A 22,458-nucleotide genomic window follows, 5' to 3' on the forward strand; every position below is an offset into this window, starting at 1 on the left:
CACAAAGAATTGGAGAGATAATCATGCAAGCAATTCAAACAGAAGCAGCATTTCAAGAAACCATTCAAAGCGAGAAACCTGTTATTATAAAGTTCTTCGCGGACTGGTGTCCGGATTGTAAACGTATGGATATGTTTATCGGAGAAGTTATGGAAGAATTTGCAGGCAATGACTGGTATGAAATAAATAGTGATGAAGTATCCGGATTAGCTGAAAAATATGAAGTAATGGGGATTCCGAGCATCCTCCTATTTCAAAATGGAGAAAAAATCGCACATCAGCATAGTGCTGATACGAAAACACCGGAATCTGTTACAGATTTCTTAAAACAGCATTTAGGCTAAGCAATGATGCATGTGATTTTTTTCCATGCATGAGATAACCTGCCCCCAAAGCTATTGAACGAAAAGCCGTTTTGCTTTCTTACGGAGAAATTATCCGTAAAAACTTCTGTGAAAGGAAGTTTGGATGATTGAAGTAGAACGTTGGACGAATACCATTGTTCATGGAGCTGTTTGGGGGCAGTTTTTTTTGTACCACATGTTTACAGAAAGGAGCACGGCCAATGGCTGAACGGATATTAATTGTAGAGGATGAACAGAAGATCAGCCGTGTGTTACAGTTGGAATTAGATTATGAAGGCTATGAGACAACAGTTGCCGCCGATGGCAAACAAGCGCTGGAATATATAGAAGCAAAAGAGTGGGGACTTGTTCTGCTCGATATTATGATACCTGAATTAAGCGGTTTGGAAGTCTTAAGAAGAATGCGCAGGCAAGAAAATGATACCCCGGTTATTTTATTGACTGCCCGTGATGAAGTGTATGATAAAGTAAATGGTCTCGACCTTGGAGCAAATGATTATATCACGAAACCATTTCAAATTGAGGAACTGCTGGCCCGTATCCGCGCGAATTTACGTAAAACGGTGCAAGTTACATCCAATCAAGAGACATTACAAGCAGGAGATTTGCGAGTAGATACAGCGGCGTATGAAGTTACCCGTTCCGATAAGCCCATTGAATTAACCCCGCGCGAATACGACTTATTAGTTTGTTTATTAGAAAATAAAAATAGGGTGCTTACGCGTGAACAGTTAATTGAAAAAGTATGGGGTTTTGACTATATTGGCGAAACAAACGTGGTGGATGTCTATATCCGCTATCTGCGCCAAAAGATTGATAAAGGGTATGATAAAGCATATATTCAAACCATACGTGGAGTAGGCTACTCGATTAAGGAAACAAGCCAATGACATTGCGTAAAAAGATTATCCTATTTTCATCCGTCTTTATGTTTTTGGTGATTGCTATTGCACATACTGCGATTTATTTTTTATTTTACCGGAGTGCTTCCGATGGAGAGATTGATCAGCTTCGTGTGCAGGCGGATGCATTAGTGGAAGCCATTGCTGAAAATGATACTACATCAACAGAAGCCATGAGCAATCTGTTAACGGCCTATTTACCGGCAAATGGGATGATTCGTATTGTTGATGAAACAGGTAGCAATGTTGTCCGTTTGCAAACAAAATCCAGTGATTACACGAATTTGGAAGTAAACTATACAACGTCAGAAACAAGTCGTATTGTTCAGGATGACAATATTGGAAGCAATTTTGCTGTTATCGAAAAACCGATTATCTGGGAGAATGGTGAAATTGTTACCGTTCATGTAGCAAATGAATTGATCCATCTGGATGAAACAATGAGAACATTAACATATGTGCTTCTCTTTTCTAGTGCGGTGATACTTATTCCAACTGTTATAGCGAGTATCACTTTGAGTCGTTTTTTATTAACACCGATTCAAAAGTTAAAAGATACGATGCGGCGGAATATCCATAATAAAAATTGGCAGAAGATTGATATAGAAAGTCGCTTCAAGGATGAGAATGGGGAAAAGAGTGATGTAAAAAAACGTAATAAAGATGAGATTTATGAGATGGAAATGACTTTTAATGAAATGATTGATTCTTTAAAAGAAAACTTTGAGAAGCAGGAAGCTTTTGTATCCAACGCATCGCATGAATTAAAGACGCCGATTCAGATTATAAAAAGCTACGCCCAGCTTATTGAGCGACAAGGGAAGAAGCGTCCGGAGTTATTAGATGAATCTGTAGGCGCAATTGATTCCGAGGCTGATCGCATGCAAAAGCTGGTAGAGCAGCTGCTTTTATTAGCAAAACATAAGAACGATAACAAACAGCAAGAAGTAAATATACGGGAAGTAGTAGAACAAGTTATCCAGACCTTCCAAAATGCATACCCCGATCGGTCAATCCAGTTCGACGCAGAATCGAGCGATTATAAAATCTTTGGAAATATCGATCAAATCAAACAAATTCCATATATATTAATTGAAAATGCCTTGAAATATAGTGAAGAAGCTGTTTTGATAAAGATGCGGATAGGTACAGAAAAAATCCAAATTCAATTTCAAGATGATGGGGAAGGAATTGCACCAGAAGAGCAGGAAAAGATATTTGACCGTTTCTACCGTGTGGATCGGGCGAGAAATCGTGAGACTGGCGGAACAGGACTAGGCTTGGCCATTGCAAAAGAAATTATTGACATACACGGCGGAGAAATCACTGTGGATAGCGAAGTTGGTCAAGGGTCTACATTTACATGGACACTTTTAAAATAATCTTTTCATTCTCATCAATTTCTAATCAAATTATCATGGATTCATAAAAAGTACCCTTTATACTGTAAGAAAAGGAGTGATAGGGTGTGCGGAAGAAAATAATCTGGGTGATCAGCGCCCTGGCTGTGTTTGCTATTATCGGTTTAACGGTATATCAGACAAACGCGACATCTTCTAATCCGGATCTTAACTCGGAGGAGATTAAAACATTTGTAAATGATCAATACCCGGGTCAACATACGGAACCGGAGTTGAATGTTGAGAACGGAGAGCCGGTTTATCAGATGGAAGTTACGCAAGACCAAGGCGTCTATTCCTTAAAATTAAATGGAGATACAGGGCAAGTTATTGATCTGACAGCTGTAGAGAGAACAGCTGAAAATAAAGAAGAAGAAACAGAAAAAGACACAGCGCCTCAAGAAGAAAACGTAAATGAAAATCCAGAATCAAATGATGGATCAGAAAGGGAAGAAGCAAACACTGAAGATAATGCGAATAATCCAACAACAGAAAATGATGCGGTGATATCGCATGAAGAAGCAATGGAAATTGCCAGAAATGAATTTCCGGGGGAAGTAACGGACCTGGAAATGGATTCAGATGACGACATGTTAATTTATGAAATTGAAATGATTGACGGAGAAGATGAAGCAACGATAGAAATTAATGCTTACACCGGCAATATTATTACACTGGAAATTGATTTAGATGATTAAAAATATCATAAAGAAATCCAAACGAAATGTCACTGCATGTGATAAATTAACGTTTGGATTTCTTTATGAATAGGGAATTAAACTGTTTTAGAATTATATTCTTATAATTTTAGTTCATGATATAACTAATAAATGGATTCTGCTTCATTCCAAAATAATTCTTTTGGCACGTAAGCGTAACCCTCCATGAGACGACGAGAAGTTCTTGCTACAGCTGTTTTGTCCAATTCCACCTGTTGCCCATTATCCTTACATCTGATTGAGAATTCCATCGAACCAGATGGGTGGCCGATAATAAATTCATCATTATGGTGATGAATGCTGCATTCATAAACAACGGTACCTTTTAATTTTGCAGCTGTTGCTGTACAAATTCCGCCAGTTACTGGAAATGTTTTATGCATTTTCTGCATAGACATTGCGCGAGCAGTTAAATGGATTGTTTGCTGCTCTATTGTTTCTCCGGATATATTTGTATATGTTTGAGAAGGAGAAACAATAACGATTTTAGGGCTCGAAGGAGTTACCTTTGTTGCTTCCTCTTTTCTTGTTACAAATCCTATTTTGTTAGCGGCAGATGAACGGATCATTTCCAAAATATGCAGTTGCTCTGCTGTTAAGTCAGTATGCATTTCTGTCCCATTAAGTCCTAGCTGTTCAGCTTGTACAAATACTGCTGGTGCAGCTACATCAACGATACTAACATCAAAATTTCCGGCTTTCGTATGAAGAACCTCTTTTCGGTTACCGGTGGGAAAAAGCTTCCCTGTTTTCGATCCATCAGCGTGTAGGAAATTTAAAACGATTTTCGCCCCTTTTCCGGGCACACCGTCTATTGTGTAATTTCCCTTCGTTACAGCTTTTCCAGAGCTGACAGGGACAGCAGCTTCAATAATCGTATTTGTATTTGTATTAAGAATACGTACTTTTGTGTATGGTTTTTGTACAGCGACTAAGCCTTCATCGACAGCAAATGGACCTACGCCACTTAAAATATTACCGCAATTGGAGTTATAATCGATTGTTCCCGTTCCGATACCGACCTGTCCGAATGTGAATTCGATGTCGACATCAGGCCGAGGGGAAACATTGATAATTGCTAGTTTGCTGGTAAGTGAATCAGCTCCTCCTAAACCGTCAATTTGTCTCTCGTCAGTCCCGCCATAGATGGAAAGAATAACTTTATCTCTCGATTCTGGGTCAGCAGGCAAATCATTCTTTAGGATGAAAACGCCTTTGCTTGTTCCACCACGGATAATTGCTGAACGTATTTTTTCATAATCTCTCACAAAAAATCCTCCTTCTATACGAATTAAAATCCAAGTAAATTTGTAGGCCAATAGATATCAAGTGCTGAACTCAGCAAGGAGACACCAATAAGAACACAAGCTACAGAAATCCCGGCTGATATCAGTTTCATTTTTGATTCGAAAATTAGAAATATAAATAAGAATATAGTAGTGGCTACCATCAGTCCGGTAATAAAAACAAGTAATAAGTAACCAATTATCCATCCAATATATTTAAGTGGTTGCAACAAAGGAATAGTTACTGGATTTCCTTCTTCTTTCTTCTGTTTATAGATTGCCAACACTTGAGTAATGAAATAAATAAACATTAGTACAGCGCCGGCAATAGAAATATAAAGTGGAAAAAACTGTGCCAGTTGACTGAATGTTAAAGCTTCAATCAAAGTAAGTGTAAATAAAAGAAAAAGAAATCCGCTGAAAATAAGATTGAGATAATCTCTATTCATTTTACATTCCTCCTTTACTTTCGTATTTGCTACTTACACGTTTCATGATTGTCCCGCCTGCAAGCAGAAGCACGATAACAATAGCAATGATGATGACTAATGGATTCATAAGCCATTCCCATCCATATCTTTCAATGGAAATCCAATAGTATCTTTCAGCAGGTAGAGCAAGTACAAAACCAATAAGCAGCGGAGGACGCGGCCAATCTAAGACGGTCATAACATATCCGAGTAAGCCGATAATAACAAATACAATCAGATCTCCCCATGACATTGTACTTTGGTAGGCGCCAACGACTAGTAAAACTAAAAGAAAGGGAACAATTTTTTCACCCGGAACTAAACTAATTTTTGAAATAGGGCGAACTAATAACATACATAATAAAGCACCAAAAATATTTGCAAATACGAGCGTCCATACAATAGATAAGGTTACTGGAAGATCATCAGATAGCATCTTAGGACCTGCTTCTAGCCCCATAAGTGTCAGTCCGCCGAGCAGAATAGCTGTTGTTCCGCTTCCAGGGATGCCAAAAAGCAATGTTGGAACCAGAGAGCCGCCTTCTTTCGCGTTATTGGCACTTTCTGGTGCAATCACACCACGGATATCTCCACTACCAAAGTGATTATTTTTAACCGTTTTTTGTCCTGCACCGTAAGCAATCCAATCGACAACACTGCCGCCAAGTCCAGGAATAAATCCAATTAGAGCCCCAATCACTGCACTTCGAAACACCAAGAATTTACTTTTCAGTGTATCCATGACCCCTTTTAAAATGCCGCTTTGTAATCTCGCGTGATTGGATACACTTCCTTTGTCTGTCAGCATTGTAATGAGAATTGGAAATGCAAAGATAGCCATGGCTACGATAGGTAAGGATATCCCTTGTGTTAAATAAAGTGTATCTAATGTATATCTGTATTCAGGAACTGCCGGGGCACTTCCTATAGCGCCAATAAGCAAACCGAGAATACCAGAGATAATTCCTTTTATTGGTGATTTTCCCGCTAATAATCCTGCCATGCTGAGCCCCAACATTGTCAGCATAAATAACTCCGGTGAGCTGAATGAAGTAATTAGTGGCCGGGCAAAGGGAATAGTTAAATAAAGCGCAATACCGCCAATAACACCGCCAATCATGGAGGAGAAAAAGGATGCTCCCATAGCTCTGGAAGCTTCACCCTTTTTCGTCAACGGATATCCATCCATAATGGTCGCTTGAGATCCTGAAGTTCCAGGTATGCCAAACAGAATGGAAGGAAAGGTATCACCTGTATGAATAACAGCAATCATTCCAATGAGAAGAGCCATTCCAACATATGGTTCAAGTCCGAAAACAAAAGGAAGCAGTAAAGACATTCCAACTGTTCCGCTTAAACCTGGTAGTAATCCAACAATGACTCCAATACCAATTCCTAAAAACATATAGATGAGTCTTGAAGGATCTAATACAATCAATAAGGCTTCCATTGCACTTTCAATCATCCAATTCCTCCTTTCTAGAGCTTGCTAATATCAACATCAAAATTATTTTGCAAATAGTCGATAATCCATTTTTTTGTATCTGGTGTGATAGAGAAAGACTGTTCAATTTGGTTATTTAATTCCTCTCCCACAAAAGCATCATATCCTTCAAGGACATTCTCAGATTCATCTTCAAAGCTTGTATCTTCTACCAACTTTTCCATCCCTTGCTGTAATAATTCTTTTGAATTTTCTGGTGCGTCTTCGTGAACCCAAATGATTTTATTTAAACTATAAGAGGCAGCCACGGTTTGTTTATAAGCTTCCCATGCTTCTCCGCTTGGTTCTTCTCCATAGATGTCGATATAAATTTCTTCAATAGTTGGGAGTTCTGGAAATTGTGGATCCCGGATAAGGTTGCCGTCTTGATCAACATGACCCAGACTATATAAAGGAACTGCATCCCCTTCTTCTACCGAATTTTCTACATTGCTTGTGTAGGCAGAAGTGGTTTGATAGTCAATATTGCTTTCTCCTTGTTCAAATGCAACGCGTGATGGTCCGCGTCCTTCATAGCCTAATACAGCTTTGACATCCATTTCTAAAACTTCAAAGGAAAGCAGGGTTACCAAGTCTAATCCAGTAGGTGAAATTCCCGCGTAATATAGTTCATTTTCTAAAGAGGTCAAGTTTTCCATTCCATCTTCCGCAAGTTCAGGCTTTGTATAGACAATTCCTCCGGATGGAGCACCAATTAACGGCGTGAAATCTTCCAAATCGTAATCGACGGAAGATTGTTCCAACATAAATGGAACGTGAGATGACGCACTGGAAGTAAGAATATTAAATCCATTAGGCTGGCGGGAATTAGCATATTCATTTGTCCCGGTAATACTAGCGCCGCCAGGAATATTTTCTACTTGCACTCTAGGTTCTCCTTCTATATGTTTAGCGAAGTAAGGAGTCATAAATCTAGCAAAAACATCTGTTCCTCCTCCTGCTTGAAAAGGAACAACAAAAGAAATTGTTTCTCCATCATAAGAAGTGCTTCCATCTTCATTTTGTTGCGTTCCTGATACTTCCATGGTGTTACAGCCTAAGAGCATGACACTCAACAAGAGTAATAAAATATAAATAAGTTTTATTTTCAAAAGATTCATCCCTTTCCTAATAATGATTGTTTTTATAGTAAACGCTTTCAGAGGATAAGTAAAATAATGATATTTTATTTAACTTCATAAAAAAACTTGATAACCCATAACCTTTTCTACATAATAAGATTTAAATAAATCCAGAGGAGGAACTAGATGGAACAAAAAGATTGGATTTTATTGAAAACGCTTTACGAAGAAAGAAATATGACTCGAACCGCAGAAAAATTATATGTATCTCAACCGTCTTTAAGTTATCGATTAAGGAATCTGGAAGAGAATTTGGGAGTAAGTATATTTTTTAAAACAAAAAAAGGGGTAGAATTTACATCTGAGGGTGAATACTTAGTAGATTATTCCCGAGAAATGCTTAAACAGTTTCAATTTATGAAAGATACCATGAGTAATATGAAAGATAAGGTATCCGGAACATTGAGAATCGGTGTATCCAGCAATTTTGCCCAGTATTTGTTGCCGAGGGTATTAAAGGAGTTTTCGAATAATTATCCGAATGTTCGGTTTAATGTTAAAACGGGTTGGAGTACACAAGTTATTGAATTCCTTAATAACTCCAGTGTGCATGTTGGAATTTTAAGAAACATTCGAGGATGGCACGGAGAAAAAATACTTTTAAAGAATGAAGCATTGTATCTTATCTCTAAAGAAAAAATAAATATGGATATTTTACCGGAATATCGGTTGATTAATTATAATACAGACAGTTCATTAAAAGAGAGTATTACCTCCTGGTGGGCAGACCAGTTTTCTGAGCCTGCAAATATCGAAATGGAAGTAGACCGGCTTGAAACGTGTAAAGAAATGGTGAAAAATAATTTGGGTTTCGCTGTTGTGCCCGGGATATGTTTGAAACAAGATGATGATTTATACCAGCAGGCAATTTATTTTAAAGACGGAACACCGGTTACAAGAGAAACTTGGCTTGTGTATAACCAATTATTTGAAAATTTATCCGTAGTGAATCATTTTGTAAATTACTTAAAACAGTGGAATGAAGAAGATTAAATTTATTTATTACCTTTTTAAAGAAAATAGTATTAGACGTTAACCAAAGGATAGAGTATGTTATAAGCCAAAGCAGGAAAAGGAGGAAAAGTATGGCATTATATAAACTTGGTTTATTGGAAGGGGACGGGATTGGTCCAGAAATTATACAGGCAACTGCTCGTTTAGTAAATGCCGCTGTCGAAAAGCAACATGTCAGCATCAAATGGATCAATCTTTTGGTTGGCTGGGAAGGGATTCACGAAGCAGGACATTCGCTTCCTGATGAGACGATTACAGCTTTAAAGCAATGTCATGGCTGGGTTTTAGGCCCACATGATTCTGCATCTTATCCAGAGAAGTTTAAAGCAATACGTAACCCAAGCGGAGAATTACGGCATCAATTTGATCTATTTGCGAATATCCGCCCGGCAAAAACGTTACCTGGTATCCATGGCGTCGTGAAAGAAGCGGATCTGATTATTTACAGAGAAAATACAGAGGGTTTTTACGTCGATCGGAATATGTTTCAAGGCGTCGGAGAATTTCAGGTTACCAAGGATGTTGTACTTACGACAGGCGTTTTTACCCGGCAAGCTATTGAAAGAATTGCTCATGCTGCTTTTCAAAAAGCCATGCAGCGTAAAAGAAAAGTAACCATTGTCCATAAGGCAAATGTGATTCGCATGGGATCAGGCATGTTTTTGGAAGTATGTAAAGAGGTTGCAAAAAGCTATCCAGAAGTGGAAGTAGATGATTATCATATGGATGCAATGTGTGCGCATGTTGTTCGGCGAATGGCAGATTTTGATATCATTGTGACAGAGAATATGTTTGGAGATATTCTATCTGATTTGACTGGTGAATTAATTGGCAGTTTAGGACTGGCACCTTCTATCAATACCAATAAAAACGTTGCAATGGCGCAAGCTGCTCATGGATCCGCACCAGATATAGCAGGAAGGGACCTTGCGAATCCAATCGGCATGATGCTTTCCGCTGCTCTATTAATGGAATGGATGAGCAAACGATACGCTGATTCCAAGTTAGAAACTGCAGGAAAAACGATTGAGAAAAGCCTGTATCAAACGTTAGCAGAAGGTATAACTACAAAGGATTTAGGAGGAGACAAAGGAACCGAAGCTTTCACAGATGAAGTTCTGAAAAGACTCCCGTCATAAAAATAATTTATCATATGTGCTAAAAAAACAGTATTTAATTTATCTGTGAAAAAGCATTATACTCAGTGTAGATTATAAATAATTTAAGGGAGGACAATATGAATAAAAACGAAAATCAAAAATTTGATGTAGTTGTTGTAGGTACAGGGAATGCAGCACTTTGTTCGGCAGTTGCTGCAAAAGAAAATGGAATGAATGTCCTTATTTTGGAACGTGGTCCCAAGGAGAAACGCGGTGGAAATTCTTTCTTTACGGATGGAGCAATTCGCTTTGCTTATCAAGATAAACATGCATTAAAACCCATTTTGTCACACTTAACTTCAGAAGATTTTGCAAAAATAAGTATGCCGGAATACCAAGAAGCTGACTTTCATCAAGATATTATTTCTGTAACAGAAGGGAAAAGCGATCCGGAGCTTTCCAAACAATTAGTTGAAAAATCTTATGAAACTATTCAATGGATGAAGCAGCAAGGAGTAGCTTTTGAACTAAATGAGAACCAGTCATTTGATAATAATGGTGTCCAGCAGTTTTGGGGCGGGTTACCTGTGAAAACATATCGTAAAGGTATTGGATTAGTCGAGGCATTGTTTCAAAAATTAGAATCACTTGGGGTAGAAATTCGTTATGACGCTAGAGCTGTTCAACTAGAAACTGCAAATAATAAAGTAAGCGGTGTCATCGTTGAAGAAAACGGAGTGAGAAAGGAAATCCAGGCAAAGTCAGTGGTTCTGGCATGTGGGGGCTTTGAAGCAAACAAAGAAAAAAGGATGAAATACCTTGGGAAAGAATGGGGAGAAGCAATCGTCCGAGGAAGTGAATTCAATACAGGAGACGGTCTTGATATGGCAATGAAAGCAGGAGCACAACCTTACGGGGATTGGTCAAGCTGTCATGCACATACGACAGATTTTCAAGCTCCAAAAGTTGGTGATTATAAAAAACCAGGTGATATTTACAAGAAATCTTCCTATCCTCTTGGATTAATTGTAAATGCAAATGGAGAACGTTTTGTTGACGAGGGAGCCGATTTTAGAAATTATACTTATGCGAAATATGGAAAAGAAACATTACGCCAGCCAAAACAGAAAGCATTTCAATTATTTGATGAGCAAGTTCGTCCATTATTAAGAGCAGAGTATCATTTAGAAGAAGCGACATGTATAAAAGCCAATTCAATTGAAGAACTGGCTGAAAAAATGGGTGTAGATAAAAATAAATTTTTAGAAACTGTAAGAGATTATAATGATGCTGTGCAAGGTGGAGAGTATAACCCGGCGATCAAAGATGGTAAAGGGACAAAAGGAATAACACCACCGAAAAGCAATTGGGCTTTGTCTTTTCAAAAAGCTCCATTCTATGCTTATCCAGTTACTTGCGGAATTACTTTTACGTTTGGAGGAATTCAAGCTAGCAAGTATAGCGAGGTACTAGATGAAAATCAAAAACCAATACCGGGGTTATTTGCTGCAGGAGAAATGATAGGCGGACTTTTTTACGGGAATTATCCTGGAGGATCTGGACTAATGTCTGGAGCTGTGTTTGGCAAACTGGCGGGAGAATCAGCAGCAAGTTATGTACAGCAATTTGCTAAAGCAATTAGCGAATAACACGTCCAACTGGATAATGTCCAAAGGCAAAATCCAATAATTGTTCCTTTTGGTTGCAGCATTTTCCTTAAAACTTATTTCTCATGAAATTCTAATCTTACTCCAATGGTGTTGTCATTATTCTAGGGTAAGATGAAATTAATAAGAAATAAGGAGGAAAAACAAATGAACAAAAAAATTGGAATCATCGTTGGAGCAGTCGCATTGACAGGAGTTGTCGGGACAGGAATTTATCATGCGGAAGCATCGGGTTCAAATGAAGAGCAAATACAAATTACAGAAACAGAAAATGAAAATGTAGCAACAGAGGATGTAGCGAAAAAGCTTGAAGAGGAATACCAAGGTACTATTAAAGAATTAGAATTAGATAAAGAAGACAACAATCTTTACTATGAAGCAGAAATCATTGCTGATAATCAAGAATACGATGTGGTAATCGATGCTGCTACGGGGGAAGTGGTTCACGAAGAAAAAGATGATGATGACAGAGATGAAGAAAGAAATATGGAAGGCGGTCAGCAAGAAGCAAGTGAAGGAAATGAAAACAACCATGCTGACAAGAACAATATCATAGCCCAAAATGAAGCAATTGAAATTGCAAAACAAGAATTTGATGGAGAAGTTGTCGAATTAGAATTGGATTATGATGATGGCAGATATGTCTATGAGATGGAACTTGCTAATGGAGAGCAAGAAGCAGATATTGATATTCATGGCGAAACAGGAGATATTCTTTCCCTGGAAGTCGACTATGAAGATGATTGATAAAAATGAATAACTATAGAAAAAAGAGGGCGATGCAGCCCTCTTTTTTCGTTTGGAACTATTCATTTTCCGTGTTAGTATATCTTCGTATAAAAAAATATAAAAATACAAAATATAAAATGAATTAACCAATTATGAGAACGAAGTAAAACAAAATTTTAATAATATGAAGTGTTTTACACGTAAAAAAAGAGGGTAATTAACAATAAGATAAACGTTAGAGAAGGGACTAATTAGGAGGATTTTTTATGAAAAAGGTCACATTGTTTTTCAGTGAAGACAATCAGGCATCAGAAAAGGTAAAGGCATTTCTGGATAATAATGATGTTTCCTATGAACTGAAAAATGTAACCCACAACAAAGCATACTTAAAAGAGCTGCAGGAAATGAGAATTTTTGGTACACCGACACTGTTTATTGATGACAAGAAAATAGAAGGCGTGCAAAAGAATAAAATACGATATGAGTTAGGATTAGCTGATAATTCAAACAGCGATACGTATTCTTTTGACAATGTGTTTAGAGATAAATAAAGGTAATGCACATATACACTCTCCTTTGCATAATATGGCAGTAATCTAAAACATCAAAGGCAAAAGAAGGTGAGAGATGTGCAATATCAACCATCATATCAAAGAAACGTACCCCCTAATGAATGGAATGGAAATCATCCGAACATACCAAATTCTTCAAATATAAGTCAGCGTAATATGAGGCAAGAACTTACTCCATATGATTTGTTTTCAAAGCCAGAATTGCCAACACAGTATTTAATGTCCCAGCAGCAAGTTCAATCACAACCGACTGCCGGTGCGGGCGGGACGAATGAGAATAATCCGTTTAATTTTGACACGATGATTAGTAAGGTAGGTCAATTGGCAAGTACTTACCATCAAGTTTCCCCCATTGTCAAACAATTTAGCACGTTTGTAAAAGGGTTCATGTAAGTATATATCAATCAAATTCAGAAAAGATAAGGTTAACTTCCTGAGACAATAACAGGAGGAGATTCATGGAATGTGTAAATTTGTAAAAGGAGAAGAAAATCATGACAGGATGTTTAATTATTCATGGGTATACAGGAGGGCCCTACGAAGTGGAACCATTGGCAAATTATTTAAGAGACAGCTCGGACTGGCATATTAAGGTACCAACATTGCCGGGACATGGGACCGTATTAAATTTAGAAGATGCTTCTTATGAAGCTTGGATTCAGGCGGCAGAAGACGAATTGCAAACACTTGTTGAACAGTTCGATACTATTTATATTATCGGATTTTCTATGGGTGGAATGATTGCCTCCTATTTAGCAGCAAAATATAACATTACCAAGCTTGTTCTCTTAGCTACTTCCGGCAAATATTTATCCTTTAAGCAAATAGGTATAGATGTCGCCAGCATAATTGGAGATGGTTTGCGCGGTCATTTACAAGAAAACCAATTATTCCATCATTATAAAAAGAAAGCAGGCGTTGTTCCATTAAAAGCACACATTGAGTTTATGAAATTGGTTCGTTTTACAAGGAAATACCTGGATAAAGTGAATACGCCGGTGCTAATTGCCCAAGGACAGCTTGATGGTATGGTGCCTTATAAAACAGCTTATTATCTGGATAAGGAAATCCATTCAGAGGAAAAAGAAGTCGTTTTTTTTGAAAGATCCAAACACTTAATTTGCCTGGGAACAGATAAAGACACATTAAATAATATGGTTTATGATTTTCTGATGGAATCAACTGCCTAAAAAAGCCGGGATACGCTCCCGGCTTTTTTAGGCTTTTCATCAAAAGGAATGGTTGAAAAACTACATTTTAAAAAAGGAAATAACAAGGGCTCCTTCCCCGCCATATGTTGAAATAAGCGGACCGGATTCCTCTAAGATTGTATCGTAAAAACCATATCTACTGCGGATTTTTTCAAGTACGTTAACCGCTCTTGCTTTATCCCGGCAATAGGTCATGGTAAGGATTTTATTCTCTGTATCTTGCGTATATTCCCCGATTTGGTCAACAAACCGCTGGATGGATTTCTTTTCTCCGCGCACTTTTTCTGCCACATCAATGGTTCCTTCATCTGTTGCTTTCATCAGTATTTTGATGTTTAACGTTTTGGCAATCTTCCCTTTCACTTTCTCTAATCTGCCGCCTAAAATAAGGTTATCTAAATTTTTTAATACAAATAAAGTAGCAGTCTGTTCAATTCGCTCTTTCAAATGATCGACTAACTGATGAAAGAAGTATCCTTCCTCTATTTTTTTATCCGCTTCATGCATCAATAGACAAATGCCGCAGGAAGCAGTCTTTGTATTAATAATCTCAATGATACGTTCAGGCTCTTCCTCTAATAACAGCTTTTTTCCAGCTACAGCATTCGCATAGGTGCTGCTTATTTCATGGGATATGCTCAGCATGAGAATGTGCTTTTCAGGTGGAACGCGTTTATAGGCTTCATAGAAATCAGAAGGACTGGGAGCTGCTGACCGTGGCACTTCTCCTAATTCTTTTACTTTCTGATGAAATAATTCGATGTCCATTGTTTCGCCGCTTTTATATTGGCCATCACTGAAATGGAGATATAGCGGAACGATTTTGACATGAAGTTTGTTTTTTAAGAATAAAGGGAGATCAGCAGAGCTGTCGGTCATTAATTGGATGGTCATTGATTCACCTGCTTTATATGTTTTTATTTGTAATTCTTTGTTGAAATAGTAACTTTGTCTTTTCGGGATGTACTAAGGATAAATAAAAATAATCCAAATACAATAATTGTTCCACCAAGGAACTGTGACCAAGTCGGCGCTTCATTTAAAATGAGAAAAGCAAGGATACTCGCGCCAATCGGTTCAAATACAACAGCCATGGAAATAGTGGAGGTGCTCAACCATTTTAAAGACCAATTAAAAAGAGAATGTCCTAAAAAGGTCGGGATAATGGCTAAAGCGATAAAAATCCACCAATGGTCTGCAGGATAAGAGAAGAAATTTTCCTGCCGGATGATATTAAACAGCGTTAATAAGATGGCGCTGATGCCATAAACAATAAATGTATAAGTGATTAAAGAAACTTTTTTCCGAACATGCTGTCCGGATAAAAAATAGATGGTCACTGCAATTGCTCCGAGCAGTGCAAGCATGTCTCCGAACAGGGCGTTTCCGGATAACTGAAAATCTCCTGAACCAATAATCAATCCGCCTAGTAAGACAATGAATATACTGATAATGGCTGCGGAAGAAAAACGTTCTCCGAATAAGAAGTATGTTCCGATAAAAGCAAGCAACGGCTGGAGTGATATAAGTACAACGCTGCTGGCGATAGAAGTATAATGAAGTGATTCAAACCACAAAATAAAATATAGCGCTAAAAAGGTTCCGGCAAGAATAGAAAGCCACCAATTTTTTGTGGAAATACGTTTAATCTCGTGCTTGTAATGAAATAAAATAAATGGTAATAAAAGTAAAACTGCAAATAAAAGGCGGTAGTTGGCTAAGATGGAAGCAGATGCCTCTGTGGCCAGCCGCACAAAAATTGCTGATGTAGAAATAGAAAAAACCCCAATAACAACTGCTGCTTTAGGGTTGAATGCGGAATGACGCATGGTGATAACTCCCTTTTAACATTTTCAATATGATGTATTTTTTCTTCGAGTGTGTTCAAAATGAAGAACTGGATGTGGGCGCATGATACATTCTTCATTGGGGAAGAGGTGCCCCTCTAATATAATGAATCTGGAAATTTCTAGTGCATACGCATACATAACTAACTATATTTTATCACGTAACGAAAAAAAAATCATTTTAATCAGTATACTGGATATCTGTCACATAAATATGGTATCATTAGTAGAGCATTTTTATGGAGGCCTCTTAACCTTATTGGAATTGGTTATGCCTTTTTTGGCGGACAGGAATATGAAAAGTTGCCCTGTCTGTATAAAAGTAACGGTTTTAATGGGATGAGTCATAGAAACCTCAACGGAGGCATTTACCCAAAAAGTTGTAGAATGCCAGGTTTTCTAATACTTTAAACATGGACAATGAATACGAACTAAAATACGTTATTCGTTTAATTGCTGATGTGGAGTGGCATGTTCATTCAATCAGCAATTTTTAGGTAGTAAATCAGTAATGAAAATACATGTGCAGCGAAACAGAAAGATGCATAAAATATGATGTCTTTTTACCGGGCAGTTTAGAGATTGTTACTGATTTGTATAATAAGATGAAAAGTATGAGAAACTCTTAATAACTACTTTCTTTATAGATGAGGTTCAAAAAGTTCTCAAATAAAAGCAGCTGGGAAGTGATCTTCTGCTAAAATCACCCTTGTCTCGGGATCGGGTTTGCTTGTTCCAACAAAGAGCGTTGCGATTACCAAATTCCGTCCGAAAGCAAGTGTGACAGGCGCGGAAGATGTCATATCCTGTATAAGCTGGTTGTCATAGCTTTTTGAACACGCACTTATAAGGCCTCTTTTGCAATAAAAAATAAAAAGGAGTCGACGATTACGTGACTAAATTTAATGAACTAGGTGTTTCTGCGCCGATAATGAAAGCTTTAGAAGAAATGGGATTTGAAGAAGCAACTCCTATTCAAGCAGAGACGATTCCGTATGCGCTGGAAGGAAATGATGTCATTGGACAAGCGCAAACAGGAACAGGGAAAACCGCAGCATTCGGTATTCCTTTGATTAATAAAATCAATCCCAAATTAAGAAAGGTCCAAAGTTTAATCATTGCGCCTACGCGCGAACTGGCTATTCAAGTAGCTGAAGAAATTAACCGCCTGTCTAAATTCAAGCATATCCGCGCACTTGCTATCTTCGGCGGGTCGCCAATGGATCGCCAAATTCGTGCATTAAAAGATGGACCGCAAATTGTGGTGGCTACACCAGGGCGTTTAATGGACCATATGCGCCGCAAAACAATCCGTATTGATGAAGTGCATACAGCTGTACTTGATGAAGCGGATGAAATGTTGAATATGGGCTTTATTGATGATATCCGTGAAATTTTAAAAGGCATTCCGGAAGAAAGACAAACATTGCTTTTCTCTGCAACAATGCCAAAAGAAATTCGTGATATTGCAACGACGCTTATGAAAGAGCCAAAAGAAGTTAAAGTAAAAGCAAAAGAAATGACGGTTGAAAATATTGACCAATATTTCATTGAGATTCCAGAGAAATTTAAGTTTGAAACGTTAAATAATCATTTAGATATCAATTCTCCGGAATTAGCTATTGTATTTGCAAGAACAAAAAAACGTGTGGATGAAGTTACAGAAGGACTTCAGGCAAGAGGATACCGGTCAGAAGGAATTCATGGGGACTTAACGCAAGGGAAGCGTATGTCTGTATTAAATAAATTTAAGCAAGGGCGTGTGGACGTTCTGGTAGCAACAGACGTGGCAGCCCGCGGATTAGATATTTCCGGTGTAACCCATGTTTATAACTTTGATATTCCGCAAGATCCTGAAAGTTATGTTCACCGTATCGGCAGAACAGGCCGTGCAGGGAAAACGGGAGAAGCTATTTCATTTATTACTCCAAGAGAAATGGCGCATCTGAGTTTGATTGAAAAAACAACGAAAAGTAAAATGAAGCGTTTAACGCCGCCTACTAATCAGGACGCACAACGCGGCCAGCAGCAAGTAACGATGAATAAAATGAAACAGGCAATTAACGAAAAAGATTTGCAGCCTTATTATAATGCTGCAAAAGAATTACTGGATGATCATGATTCCGTTACCGTTATTGCTGCAGCAATCAGCATGATGACAAAAGAAAGAAGAGATACACCAGTACGTATTTCTTCCGCTGCACCAATCAGCGTGAAAAAAGCGAAGAATGATAATAATAACCGCCGCGGTAATAATAACAAACGCTATTATGGCGGACGCGGACAAGGCGGCCGTAACCAAGGCGGAAGAAACCAGGGCGGCAGAAATCGCAAAGGTAAAGGAAATTACCAGCGTAAAAGAAGAGATGACCGCTAATCAACTTTCGTAAATAAAAGGATGAAGCATCGTTCTTGTGGAACATTGCTTCATCCTTTTTTATTATTGAGAGAGCTTAGATAGTGCATCCTGATCAGCAATAATCGTTACATTTGCGTGTTTTTGTAAAATAGAAGCCGGAAAATCTTCAGTGACAGGCCCGTTTACTAACTGCTTTAATGCTTCCGCTTTCTGTAATCCAGATACGATAAGAATAATTTGTTTGGATTGCATAATGGTATCGATTCCCATGGTGATAGCTTGTAATGGCACATCGTCAATGGAATCAAAAAAGCGCGCATTTGCTTGCCGGGTAGATTCATCCAGGTCAACAATATGGGTTTGCATGGAGAAAGGTGTACCTGGCTCATTAAAGCCGATATGTCCATTTAAACCAATCCCTAAAATTTGAATATCAATACCGTCAGCCTGTTTGATAGCCTTTTCATAGCGATTGCATTCTTCCTGCAAATCAAGTGCATCCCCATTTGGCAAGTTAACCTGGCCGCCATTGATATCAATATGGTTAAACAGGAGATGATGCATGTAATAGTAATAGCTTTGATGATTATCTTTATCAAGTCCGACATACTCATCTAAATTAAAAGTTGTCACATCTTTAAAAGAAACATTATCGTCTTTATGTGCTTGAATGATTTCTTCGTATAACCCTTCTGGTGTAGAGCCAGTCGCTAAACCGAGTACACTTTCCGGTTTTGCATTTACTTGTTCCATTATTTTTTTTGCCGCTATCTGGCCCATCTCTTTGTAATCTTTTGCTTGGATAATATTCATTATTTTCCCCCTGTCATGTAGATACAAATTATTATATACCTTCATTATATAGTTTCTTTCATTCTTCTGCCACTAGCTTGTACTTGCGTATCAATAATCATTTGAAAATGAGAAGCGGAATAAGTTCACGACATCTGCATTGTTACATCCCGAAACGGATGATGCGCTCACCTATATTGTCCGTAACTCAACTTACGCACCTAAGAATAAGTATATAAACCTTACTGTTCCAGGATGAACATAATCTTTATTATCCTGTTTGCTTTTGGTTTAAGCGTTCTTCTATTTTTTGAACAGGGTATGGTGTAGCATCACCTTACACCTTACCTGCTCATCTTTATCAACAGATTGAGAGGAGAAAAGATCAACCCTGTCCCGATAGTAAAGGAATTACTTTTTAAAGTGTGAAAGTTGAGTCCATAAAAAACTGGCCACGAAAAATCATGACCAGCTCTTGCTTTATAAAATATTCGCCTGTCCCAATAACCATAAAACAGCGATAATACCGACTATAATCCACAACTTATTTTTTCGGATACCCTCTGGGATTTTCTTCTTTCTGTTCCAGCGGTTTGGATCGAATTGCGGGCCATCATCGTCGTCTGCATACGTTCGTTTTCGCGGTCTTGGCTGTGCCCATGGTGAATAACTTCTCGCTCCTGCTAAGAGCAGTGGTGCATAGATAAAACCGCTGAAAATACCAAATAAATGCCCGAGTACACTTATATTGCCGCGCAGGAAAGTCATGACAAGTGCAATAGCTACAATCACACCAATAATCTGGCTGCTGGATTGATCAATTAAGTCTTTGCGGAAAATAACCATATAAACATATATTCCAAACAAACCGAAAACCGCGCCGGAAGCACCTAAATGGGCATAGGTAGGGGATTCAATAAAGTAAATCACAATATTTGCTGTGGCGGCTGTGCCGACATAAGCTAAGATAAATTTGATTTTACCAAGCATCTGCTCCAGTGCTGGACCGAACAACACCAGCGAAAAGGAATTGAACAGCATGTGCAACACCCCGGCATGCAGAAAAATCGGTGTGAAGATTCTCCACCACTCTCCCTGTGCAATACCAGCATTAATGCCTACTCCGAAAAATTGGATATACTGACCGATTTGTAAATTTAAAAAATCAATGATAAACCAAAGAAATATATTAATCCCGACAATGATAGTTACGACAGGGTATAATTGAAAAAATTCTTTGACACTCCGTTCCGTTCTTATAAACATATTTTGCCTCCCATAGCCAACGCTTCAAACTGAATAAGTTATCCTATATAATATAATAAGTAATTATATTGATTATGACCATTAAAAAAGCGCGACTATACATAAAATAACATTTAGGAGCAATGAAAATGATACTTGGAACAGGTGTAGACATCGTTGAATTAGTGAGAATTAAACGGCTGCTTGAAAAAAATAACCGTTTTTTAGAGCGCGTTTTAACAAAAACGGAACAGGAAAAAGCAAGGCATTTATCAGATCACAGACGCGTCGAATATGTCGCAGGCCGGTTTGCGGCTAAAGAGGCTTTTGCTAAAGCCAACAGAACCGGGATAGGAAAATTGAGCTTTCAACAAATCGAAATCACAAATCATGCCAACGGATCCCCGGAGATGCAAACGGAAGGAATGGAGGGCATTCATATCCACTTGTCTATCTCTCACAGCAGGGACCATGCTGTGGCGCAGGTTTTATTAGAAAAGAGATAGGATAAAGAAAAGAGAAGCGCATGCTAAAAATGCATAAACGCATAGTTTGTCTCATATATTTTATTGCGGTAGGAGGGAACGAATTTGTATATTGTTACCGCGGAAGAAATGTACAAGGTTGACCGGGAAACCATCAGCACCATTGGACTTGATGGGAAAATACTCATGGAGAATGCAGGGAGAGAAGCAAGCAAGGAAGTAGAGAAGCGGATAACGAAAGAAGAAACAATCGTTATTCTGATTGGCAGTGGAAATAACGGCGGGGATGGTTTTGTTATTGCCCGTATCCTTTCAGAAGCAGGCTATCAGGTCAAAGCGATTCAGGTTGCACCAAATGAAAAAATAACGGGGGATGCAGCGTATCATAAGGAGGTTTATCGGCAATTTGGCGGCCAGGTGGAGCGTTATGATGAAGATATCATAGATACCGTTCTCCAAGAAGCAGATGTGATTATTGATGCCATGCTTGGCATTGGTGTGCGCGGCCCATTAAGAGGAGATATATTAACAGTGACCAGACAAGTCAATCAACAAAATGCATATGTTATTTCCATCGATATCCCAAGCGGACTGCCGGCAGATGAAGGTTCTGCGGATTTTCAAGCTGTGGAAGCAGACGCTACCATTATGATAGGCGCCGTCAAACAATCCGCCGTCTGTCAGCACACGTCTTCTTATTACGGAGAGTGGATTGTAGCTGATATCGGATTTCCTGAAAAACTATTTCAGGCGCATACACAAAGACGTTTGTGGACAACCGCTCGTTTCAAGGAATCTTTTCCGAAACGGGAAGTAAATGCGCATAAAGGAAATCATGGAAGAGGGCTGATTATTGGAGGCAGTGATCCGATGCCAGGGTCTGTTCTTATGACGACCAAAGCTGCTTTGCGGACAGGATCCGGCTTATTAACAACAGCTTCTGTCAAGAACGTTATTTCCATGATTGCAGGAAATAATCCGGAGGCGATGTATATCGCGGTCCCAGAAGCAGACGGCTGTATTGCTGGAATCAATCATATAGACCTGTCAGATTATGATGCAGTGGCTGTTGGCATTGGTTTAGGGAGAAAGGAAGCAACTGCAAAAGCCATTTTTCCAGCACTGCTTACATTTGAAGGACCAGTCATTTTGGACGCTGATGGCCTTTATCATTTGAAATCGTATTTAACAGATTTCGAATCCAGACAGGCTCCGCTTATTGTAACACCACATCCAGGAGAACTTGCAGCATTAATGGATATATCTGTTCCAGAATTACTTATAGAGCCTTTCCGGTATAGCGCGGCATTTGCAAAACGTTATCACTGCTATCTTGTGTTAAAAGGAAAGCATACGATCATAACGGATCCAGATGGAAATCAGACCGTGGAGTCAAGCGGCAATCCAGGTCTTGCCAAAGGCGGCAGCGGGGATGTATTGACCGGAATGATTTTAGCGATGGTGATGCAAAGCGAAACTATTTTTGCAGGGATAAACAATGCTTGCTTCTTGCACGGAAAATCTGCAGACTTGCTTGTCCAGGAAAAACACTCGGAACAGGATTTGCTTGCGGGAGATGTGATTCAAGGTATCCCAGAAGCAATCCGTACATTTTCTTAAAAAAACGGTGTGATAAGCTGTTAACAAATCGTTCCCTTTGTTAATTGAGA

General features: G+C 38.5%; 22 protein-coding genes. 14 read left to right on the top strand and 8 right to left on the bottom strand.

Annotation, left to right across the window (positions count from 1 at the left end; translation table 11 throughout):
* The first annotated feature begins 23 nt into the window (after positions 1 to 23).
* The 4 genes from ACFQ19_RS13875 to ACFQ19_RS13890 all read left to right on the top strand — a co-directional run bounded on the left by ACFQ19_RS13875 (position 24) and on the right by ACFQ19_RS13890 (position 3,365).
* Positions 24 to 344, top strand: coding sequence for a thioredoxin family protein (locus ACFQ19_RS13875; protein WP_379593059.1), 321 nt, complete (start codon positions 24 to 26; stop codon positions 342 to 344).
* Positions 345 to 565: 221 nt separating this feature from the next.
* Entirely contained in the window at positions 566 to 1,255 is a 690-nt protein-coding gene (locus ACFQ19_RS13880; protein WP_379593061.1) for a response regulator transcription factor, read from the top strand.
* Entirely contained in the window at positions 1,252 to 2,649 is a 1,398-nt protein-coding gene (locus tag ACFQ19_RS13885) for a sensor histidine kinase (protein ID WP_379593063.1), read from the top strand. Before ACFQ19_RS13880 ends, ACFQ19_RS13885 begins: the two co-directional genes overlap by 4 nt.
* An 86-nt stretch (positions 2,650 to 2,735) precedes the next feature.
* Positions 2,736 to 3,365, top strand: coding sequence for a PepSY domain-containing protein (locus tag ACFQ19_RS13890; RefSeq protein WP_379593065.1), 630 nt, complete (start codon positions 2,736 to 2,738; stop codon positions 3,363 to 3,365).
* Positions 3,366 to 3,490: 125 nt separating this feature from the next.
* On the opposite strand, the gene ACFQ19_RS13895 is transcribed toward ACFQ19_RS13890, so the two are convergent.
* From ACFQ19_RS13895 to ACFQ19_RS13910, 4 genes are read right to left on the bottom strand one after another with little or no spacing between them, the layout of a single operon-like run.
* Positions 3,491 to 4,654: a 2-methylaconitate cis-trans isomerase PrpF family protein gene (locus ACFQ19_RS13895; protein ID WP_379593067.1), complete on the bottom strand. Its 1,164-nt coding sequence runs from the start codon at positions 4,652 to 4,654 to the stop codon at positions 3,491 to 3,493.
* 23 nt (positions 4,655 to 4,677) lie between these two features.
* On the bottom strand, positions 4,678 to 5,121 hold the full coding sequence (locus tag ACFQ19_RS13900) for a hypothetical protein (protein ID WP_379593069.1): 444 nt from the start codon (positions 5,119 to 5,121) through the stop codon (positions 4,678 to 4,680).
* A gap of 1 nt (position 5,122) precedes the next feature.
* On the bottom strand, positions 5,123 to 6,607 hold the full coding sequence (locus ACFQ19_RS13905) for a tripartite tricarboxylate transporter permease (RefSeq protein WP_379593071.1): 1,485 nt from the start codon (positions 6,605 to 6,607) through the stop codon (positions 5,123 to 5,125).
* 14 nt (positions 6,608 to 6,621) lie between these two features.
* Positions 6,622 to 7,737: a hypothetical protein gene (locus ACFQ19_RS13910; RefSeq protein ID WP_379593073.1), complete on the bottom strand. Its 1,116-nt coding sequence runs from the start codon at positions 7,735 to 7,737 to the stop codon at positions 6,622 to 6,624.
* Positions 7,738 to 7,893: 156 nt separating this feature from the next.
* Between ACFQ19_RS13910 and ACFQ19_RS13915 the strand changes: the two genes are divergently transcribed.
* The 7 genes from ACFQ19_RS13915 to ACFQ19_RS13945 all read left to right on the top strand — a co-directional run bounded on the left by ACFQ19_RS13915 (position 7,894) and on the right by ACFQ19_RS13945 (position 14,039).
* Positions 7,894 to 8,760 carry a LysR family transcriptional regulator gene (locus ACFQ19_RS13915; RefSeq protein WP_379593075.1) on the top strand — a complete coding sequence of 289 codons (867 nt, stop codon included), beginning with the start codon at positions 7,894 to 7,896 and terminating at the stop codon, positions 8,758 to 8,760.
* A 92-nt stretch (positions 8,761 to 8,852) separates the two neighbouring features.
* Positions 8,853 to 9,920 (top strand): isocitrate/isopropylmalate dehydrogenase family protein, encoded by a 1,068-nt coding sequence (locus ACFQ19_RS13920; RefSeq protein ID WP_379593077.1) that lies wholly within the window; start codon positions 8,853 to 8,855, stop codon positions 9,918 to 9,920.
* Between the two features lie 98 nt (positions 9,921 to 10,018).
* On the top strand, positions 10,019 to 11,530 hold the full coding sequence (gene tcuA / locus ACFQ19_RS13925; RefSeq protein WP_379593079.1) for an FAD-dependent tricarballylate dehydrogenase TcuA: 1,512 nt from the start codon (positions 10,019 to 10,021) through the stop codon (positions 11,528 to 11,530).
* 165 nt (positions 11,531 to 11,695) lie between these two features.
* Entirely contained in the window at positions 11,696 to 12,295 is a 600-nt protein-coding gene (locus ACFQ19_RS13930; RefSeq protein ID WP_379593081.1) for a PepSY domain-containing protein, read from the top strand.
* A 248-nt stretch (positions 12,296 to 12,543) separates the two neighbouring features.
* Complete coding sequence (locus tag ACFQ19_RS13935; protein WP_379593083.1) at positions 12,544 to 12,828, top strand: glutaredoxin family protein; 285 nt, start codon at positions 12,544 to 12,546, stop codon at positions 12,826 to 12,828.
* A 177-nt stretch (positions 12,829 to 13,005) separates the two neighbouring features.
* Positions 13,006 to 13,242, top strand: coding sequence for a hypothetical protein (locus tag ACFQ19_RS13940; RefSeq protein ID WP_379593085.1), 237 nt, complete (start codon positions 13,006 to 13,008; stop codon positions 13,240 to 13,242).
* Positions 13,243 to 13,343: 101 nt separating this feature from the next.
* Entirely contained in the window at positions 13,344 to 14,039 is a 696-nt protein-coding gene (locus tag ACFQ19_RS13945; RefSeq protein WP_379593087.1) for an alpha/beta hydrolase, read from the top strand.
* A 60-nt stretch (positions 14,040 to 14,099) separates the two neighbouring features.
* On the opposite strand, the gene ACFQ19_RS13950 is transcribed toward ACFQ19_RS13945, so the two are convergent.
* Both ACFQ19_RS13950 and ACFQ19_RS13955 read right to left on the bottom strand, forming a co-directional pair.
* On the bottom strand, positions 14,100 to 14,954 hold the full coding sequence (locus ACFQ19_RS13950; protein ID WP_379593089.1) for a DegV family protein: 855 nt from the start codon (positions 14,952 to 14,954) through the stop codon (positions 14,100 to 14,102).
* Positions 14,955 to 14,977: 23 nt separating this feature from the next.
* Positions 14,978 to 15,889, bottom strand: a complete 912-nt coding sequence (locus tag ACFQ19_RS13955) for a DMT family transporter (RefSeq protein ID WP_379593091.1) — start codon at positions 15,887 to 15,889, stop codon at positions 14,978 to 14,980.
* Between the two features lie 910 nt (positions 15,890 to 16,799).
* On the opposite strand from ACFQ19_RS13955, the gene ACFQ19_RS13960 reads away from it, so the two are divergent.
* A complete protein-coding gene (locus ACFQ19_RS13960) occupies positions 16,800 to 18,284 on the top strand; it encodes a DEAD/DEAH box helicase (RefSeq protein ID WP_379593093.1) in 1,485 nt (494 codons plus the stop codon).
* Positions 18,285 to 18,347: 63 nt separating this feature from the next.
* Here the strand turns inward: ACFQ19_RS13960 and nagB are convergent, their stop codons facing one another.
* Both nagB and ACFQ19_RS13970 read right to left on the bottom strand, forming a co-directional pair.
* Positions 18,348 to 19,079, bottom strand: a complete 732-nt coding sequence (nagB, locus tag ACFQ19_RS13965; protein WP_379593095.1) for a glucosamine-6-phosphate deaminase — start codon at positions 19,077 to 19,079, stop codon at positions 18,348 to 18,350.
* A 459-nt stretch (positions 19,080 to 19,538) separates the two neighbouring features.
* Positions 19,539 to 20,324, bottom strand: coding sequence for a rhomboid family intramembrane serine protease (locus ACFQ19_RS13970; protein ID WP_379593097.1), 786 nt, complete (start codon positions 20,322 to 20,324; stop codon positions 19,539 to 19,541).
* 128 nt (positions 20,325 to 20,452) lie between these two features.
* Here ACFQ19_RS13970 and acpS point away from each other — a divergent pair, with 128 nt between their 5' ends.
* Together acpS and ACFQ19_RS13980 are read left to right on the top strand one after the other, a co-directional pair.
* Positions 20,453 to 20,809, top strand: a complete 357-nt coding sequence (gene acpS, locus ACFQ19_RS13975; RefSeq protein WP_379593099.1) for a holo-ACP synthase — start codon at positions 20,453 to 20,455, stop codon at positions 20,807 to 20,809.
* 84 nt (positions 20,810 to 20,893) lie between these two features.
* Positions 20,894 to 22,408, top strand: coding sequence for an NAD(P)H-hydrate dehydratase (locus ACFQ19_RS13980; protein ID WP_379593101.1), 1,515 nt, complete (start codon positions 20,894 to 20,896; stop codon positions 22,406 to 22,408).
* Positions 22,409 to 22,458: the final 50 nt, after the last annotated feature.

The organism is Oceanobacillus locisalsi, from assembly GCF_042675985.1.
Taxonomy (GTDB): Bacteria; Bacillota; Bacilli; order Bacillales; family Amphibacillaceae; genus Oceanobacillus; species Oceanobacillus locisalsi.

What these genes read in the sequence shown, in the direction of transcription:
- ACFQ19_RS13900 (WP_379593069.1), bottom strand. Translation starts at nt 5,121, where the DNA reads ATGAATAGAGATTATCTCAATCTTATTTTCAGCGGATTTCTTTTTCTT.
- ACFQ19_RS13880 (WP_379593061.1), top strand. Translation starts at nt 566, where the DNA reads ATGGCTGAACGGATATTAATTGTAGAGGATGAACAGAAGATCAGCCGT.
- ACFQ19_RS13885 (WP_379593063.1), top strand. Translation starts at nt 1,252, where the DNA reads ATGACATTGCGTAAAAAGATTATCCTATTTTCATCCGTCTTTATGTTT.
- ACFQ19_RS13875 (WP_379593059.1), top strand. Translation starts at nt 24, where the DNA reads ATGCAAGCAATTCAAACAGAAGCAGCATTTCAAGAAACCATTCAAAGC.
- tcuA (WP_379593079.1), top strand. Translation starts at nt 10,019, where the DNA reads ATGAATAAAAACGAAAATCAAAAATTTGATGTAGTTGTTGTAGGTACA.
- ACFQ19_RS13930 (WP_379593081.1), top strand. Translation starts at nt 11,696, where the DNA reads ATGAACAAAAAAATTGGAATCATCGTTGGAGCAGTCGCATTGACAGGA.
- ACFQ19_RS13915 (WP_379593075.1), top strand. Translation starts at nt 7,894, where the DNA reads ATGGAACAAAAAGATTGGATTTTATTGAAAACGCTTTACGAAGAAAGA.
- ACFQ19_RS13905 (WP_379593071.1), bottom strand. Translation starts at nt 6,607, where the DNA reads ATGATTGAAAGTGCAATGGAAGCCTTATTGATTGTATTAGATCCTTCA.
- ACFQ19_RS13970 (WP_379593097.1), bottom strand. Translation starts at nt 20,324, where the DNA reads ATGTTTATAAGAACGGAACGGAGTGTCAAAGAATTTTTTCAATTATAC.
- nagB (WP_379593095.1), bottom strand. Translation starts at nt 19,079, where the DNA reads ATGAATATTATCCAAGCAAAAGATTACAAAGAGATGGGCCAGATAGCG.
- ACFQ19_RS13935 (WP_379593083.1), top strand. Translation starts at nt 12,544, where the DNA reads ATGAAAAAGGTCACATTGTTTTTCAGTGAAGACAATCAGGCATCAGAA.
- ACFQ19_RS13945 (WP_379593087.1), top strand. Translation starts at nt 13,344, where the DNA reads ATGACAGGATGTTTAATTATTCATGGGTATACAGGAGGGCCCTACGAA.
- ACFQ19_RS13955 (WP_379593091.1), bottom strand. Translation starts at nt 15,889, where the DNA reads ATGCGTCATTCCGCATTCAACCCTAAAGCAGCAGTTGTTATTGGGGTT.
- ACFQ19_RS13950 (WP_379593089.1), bottom strand. Translation starts at nt 14,954, where the DNA reads ATGACCATCCAATTAATGACCGACAGCTCTGCTGATCTCCCTTTATTC.
- acpS (WP_379593099.1), top strand. Translation starts at nt 20,453, where the DNA reads ATGATACTTGGAACAGGTGTAGACATCGTTGAATTAGTGAGAATTAAA.
- ACFQ19_RS13940 (WP_379593085.1), top strand. Translation starts at nt 13,006, where the DNA reads ATGAGGCAAGAACTTACTCCATATGATTTGTTTTCAAAGCCAGAATTG.
- ACFQ19_RS13920 (WP_379593077.1), top strand. Translation starts at nt 8,853, where the DNA reads ATGGCATTATATAAACTTGGTTTATTGGAAGGGGACGGGATTGGTCCA.